Below are 4,072 nucleotides of genomic sequence, written 5' to 3' on the forward strand. Positions count from 1 at the left end.
GCCGTGGTGTGTCGATCAGATCGAGGATCTCGGCCGCCTTGAGAATGGCGATGGTCTCGCCGAACTCCTTTCCGATCTCGTCGGAAATGTCGTAAATATTTGAGAGGTCCGGCGAGTCGCTGAGGATGCTCATCAGCCCCAGGATCTGCCCCACGGGCACCAGCGGAATCGACTCCATGCGCGTGCGCGCGCGTGAAACGGGCTGCCCCTTCACCGGCGTTTCCGGGGGCAGGTCGGGCAGCGTCATCGTGGTGATGCATTCATGGATCACGTTCACCAGCCGCTGGAACTCGGGGTCCCTGGCGTCGCGCGGATAGGGCAGCCTGTTCTCCAGCACGAGGCCGATGCGCCCCGGGCGCGGAAACACGACCACGATGCGCGTGGCCATCTCCACCGCCTCCTCGATGTTGTGCGTGACCATGAAGACCGAGCTCAGGTCGCCGCCCGGGTCGCGCCACAGGCCGATCAGCTCCTGCCGCAGGTTCTCCGCCGTCAGCACGTCCAGCGCGCTGAAGGCCTCGTCCAGGCACAGCAGCTTGGGCCGCGAGACCAGCGCACGCGCAATGCCCACCCGCTGCCTCATGCCTCCGGACAGCTCGCGCGGAAAAGCCGAGTGGTAGTTGCCCAGGCCGATCAGCTCGATCGCCCGGTCGACGGCCGCGTCGCGCTCGGCGCGGCCGATCTTCCTGGACATCAGCCCCACCGCAACGTTCTGCTCGACCGTGAGCCACGGATAGAGCGCGAAAGTCTGGAAGACCACCGAAGCCTCGGGATTCACGCCGCTGAGCGATTTGCCGTTGGCCAGAGCCCTGCCCGAGCTCGGCTCGATCAGGCCTGTGAGGCAGCGCAGGATGGTCGACTTGCCCGAGCCGGACTGCCCCAGCAGCGCCAGGAACTCGCCCTCGCTCACGGCCAGGTCGATGTTGTCGAGCACCTTGAGCTCGTGGTTGCCGGCGGTCATGAAGGTCTTGGTGACGGCGCAGAGCTCGGCCACCGGCACGGCCTGCTTCGGCTCCCTGGAGGGCACGGGGGTGTTCATGTTCAATCCAATCTGAATCGGCGCTCTGCGAAGGCGTAGAGCCGGCGCCAGATGAGCTTGTTCATCAGCACGACGAAGATCGACATCACGCCGATGCTCGCGATGATCAGCGGCGTGTCGCCCGCCTTCGTGACCGTGGCGATGTACGCGCCCAGGCCATCGGCCTGCAGGCTCGTGCTGCCCCACGTGGCGAGTTCGGCCACGATGCTGGCGTTCCACGCGCCTCCGGCAGCGGTGCAGGCGCCCGTCACCCAGAACGGAAAGATCGCCGGCAGGATCAGGGTGCGCCAGAGGCTCCAGCGGCGCAGGCCGTAGACGCGCGCGGCTTCCTTCAGATCGTTCGGTATCGCCATGGCGCCGGCGATCACGTTGAACAGGATGTACCACTGCGTGCCCATGGCAATGAGCAGGATGCTGCCCCAGTTGAGGCTGACGTGGCTGGCCACGAAGAAGCCGACGACGATCGGGAAGGTCATGTTCACCGGAAACGATGCACCGATCTGCGCCAGCGGCTGGGCGAATCGCGCAACGCGCGGCTGGAAGCCGATCCACACGCCCACCGGCGTCCAGATCAGCGTGGCCAGCACCGTCATCGCGGCGACGCGCAAGGCCGTGAGGAAGCCGAGCCAGACGATGTGGCCAAGGTCGGACAGCGACAGCGCGCCGTGCAGCGCGGCGGTGGCCGCCGCCACGGCCCGGAGAAGCTCGATGCCGATCCAGACGGCAAGCAGAATGCCCGCCACGCGCCACAGCAGCTTCTTCCACGAAGCCTTGAGCCGCAGCGGCACCCGCGCCATCGGCGCGCGCGCCTGGAACATCCTGTCGAGCAGCGGATGCCAAATACGCTCGCTGATCCAGGTGAACAGGTAGGCGCCGCGCAGCAGGTCGTAGACCCACGAGGTCGCCGGGGTCGTCGACTCCGTCAGCTCGATCTTGAACTTGTTCGCCCACGCCAGCAGCGGACGCCAGACGAGCTGGTCGCTGGCCAGGATCAGCGCGATCATGGCCAGCACCGCCCACAGCGCGGCGGACCTGTCGCCGTCGGAGATCGCCTGCACCATGTACGAGCCCAGGCCCGGCAGCTTGATGTCCTTGTTCATCACGCTGATGGCCTCGCTCTGCGCGACGAAGAACCAGCCGCCGCCGAAGGACATCATCGAGTTCCAGATCAGGCTGTGCGCCGATGCCGGCAGCTCCACCGTCCTGAAGCGCTGCCAGCGGTTCAGGCCGCAGGTGGACGCGGCCTCCTGCATGTCGGTGGGCACGGTGACCATCGAGTGATAGAACCCGAAGGCCATGTTCCACACCTGCCCGGTGAAGATGGCAAAGATCGCCGCGCACTCGACGCCGAGCAGGCTGCCGGGGAACAGTGCCATGAACCCGGCAACCGTTGCCGACAGGAAGCCCAGGACCGGCACCGACTGCAGCACGTCGAGGGCCGGCAGGATGACGGCGCGCGCAGCCCGGTTCTTTGCCGCCAGGTAGCCCACGGCAATGGCGAAGAAGAGCGAGAAGCCGAAGGCGATCCACATGCGCATCAGCGTGCGGCCTGCATAGTACGGAATCAGGCCCGGCGAGCTGTCGACCTGCGGCACCGCCGCCGGATCGAAATGCACGAGCATGCCCTTGCCGAAGTGCAGTGCGCTCCACAACAGCCCCAGCAAGGTCAGCATGACCAGCGCATCGACCCAGCCGAACGTGCGGCGTTCTTCGACGACGGCGAGCTGCGGGGCGGTGCTCTTCATGTGGGCGGCAACTCCTGCCGGCGGGGGGCTGCCGGCGGTTAGCAGGTTGGCGGTGCATTGGACTTTAGTCCAATGCGCGTGGAAGACATCGTCCCTAGGATCGCCACTCGTTCAGGTATTCCGGTCCAAGTTCTCAATGTCACTGCCGACTCTCGCTCACTCCCCCGCAGATCGTGCGGGGCAACTCGCGAACCATGCGGCCATCGGCCTGTCGGCGCTGGAAAGTCTGCCTCAGGCCATCGCGGTGCTCGACCAGCACTGCCGCGTGCAGTACGTCAACCGTCGCGCGGAAAGTCTCTGCGCATCCTCGGGGCCGTGCCGCATGGTGTGCGGATGCTGGCAGTTCACGCAGGCGGACGTGCAGGACAGGTTGGAGCAACTCGTGCGGAACGTGTGCGCCCCGGGTCGGAGCACGACACTCGGCGGCGGATTCCGAATGCCGCTCGGGGAAGCGCCACCGATGCTTGTCTCGGTGCATCCGTTGAAGGCCAGCCATCCTCTCGCATCACCTCACTCGGTCCCGCTGGCACTGGTGTTCATCGTGGCCTCGCAGTCCGCTTCTTTCGCGGCATCGCATGTGATCGCGGACCAGCTGGGATTGACGGCGACGGAAGCCAGGCTCGCCGCAAGCCTGGCCGCAGGGAATACGGTGCTCGACTTCGCGGCGCTCCAGCGCTGCACGCCGCATACCGCGCGCAGCCATCTCAAGAACCTGATGCGCAAGACGGGCTGCCGCCGGCAGTTCGAGGTGGTGCGCCTGGTGCAGTCTCTTCAGGCGGGCTGAGGCTTCGGCTCGCGGCCAGGTTGCGGGCACGACGGATTCACCTGGCTGTGCTTTTCCCGTGCTTGGCGTGTCTGCCGGCACGACGCTCCGATGGATCCGGACGGCTCCCGCGCCAGGCCTCCGGCGAGCAACCGAACTGCGCGCCGAACCATCGCGTGAACGCGCTGTGCGTGCTGTAGCCCAGCAGCGCGGCCACCTCGCCCAGGCTGTAGCGGCTGTTGGCCACATAGCGGCGGGCGAGTTCCTGCCGGACGTCGTTGATCAGCTGCTTGAACGTCAGCTTGCGCGCGTCGAGCTCACGTTGCAGCGTGCGCATGCTCATCCCCAGGCCCATCGCCACCGACTTGCAGGTGGCGCGCCCCGCCGGCAGCATGAGGTAGATGGCCTTGCGCACCTCCTGGTCGATCGAGCGCTGGCGATCGTCGGGTAGCGCCGCGATCAGCTTGCGGGCGTAGGCGGCGAGCACCGGGTCGGCTCCGGGGTTGGGCACGTCCAGGTCCGCCG

The 4,072-nt window shown here is 66.8% G+C and carries 4 protein-coding genes; 1 reads left to right on the forward strand and 3 read right to left on the reverse strand.

What is annotated here, in order from left to right; all coding sequences use genetic code 11:
* Window positions 1-1,039: ABC transporter ATP-binding protein (locus tag ACT6S0_RS27120; protein ID WP_444766835.1), on the reverse strand; the 1,039-nt coding region annotated here is incomplete at its 3' end.
* Window positions 1,040-1,041: 2 nt separating this feature from the next.
* Window positions 1,042-2,784, reverse strand: a complete 1,743-nt coding sequence (locus tag ACT6S0_RS27125) for an ABC transporter permease (RefSeq protein ID WP_444766836.1) — start codon at window positions 2,782-2,784, stop codon at window positions 1,042-1,044.
* A 136-nt stretch (window positions 2,785-2,920) separates the two neighbouring features.
* Between ACT6S0_RS27125 and ACT6S0_RS27130 the strand changes: the two genes are divergently transcribed.
* Window positions 2,921-3,568 carry a helix-turn-helix transcriptional regulator gene (locus tag ACT6S0_RS27130; protein ID WP_444766837.1) on the forward strand — a complete coding sequence of 216 codons (648 nt, stop codon included), beginning with the start codon at window positions 2,921-2,923 and terminating at the stop codon, window positions 3,566-3,568.
* Window positions 3,569-3,605: 37 nt separating this feature from the next.
* On the opposite strand, the gene ACT6S0_RS27135 is transcribed toward ACT6S0_RS27130, so the two are convergent.
* Window positions 3,606-4,072: helix-turn-helix transcriptional regulator (locus ACT6S0_RS27135; protein ID WP_444766838.1), on the reverse strand; the 467-nt coding region annotated here is incomplete at its 5' end.

This window comes from Roseateles sp. (genome assembly GCF_052436255.1).
In the GTDB taxonomy this organism is placed as follows: domain Bacteria; phylum Pseudomonadota; class Gammaproteobacteria; order Burkholderiales; family Burkholderiaceae_C; genus Pelomonas.

Excerpts from the sequence above, each read along its gene's own strand:
- ACT6S0_RS27130 (WP_444766837.1), top strand. The coding sequence starts at position 2,921 with ATGTCACTGCCGACTCTCGCTCACTCCCCCGCAGATCGTGCGGGGCAA.
- ACT6S0_RS27125 (WP_444766836.1), bottom strand. The coding sequence starts at position 2,784 with ATGAAGAGCACCGCCCCGCAGCTCGCCGTCGTCGAAGAACGCCGCACG.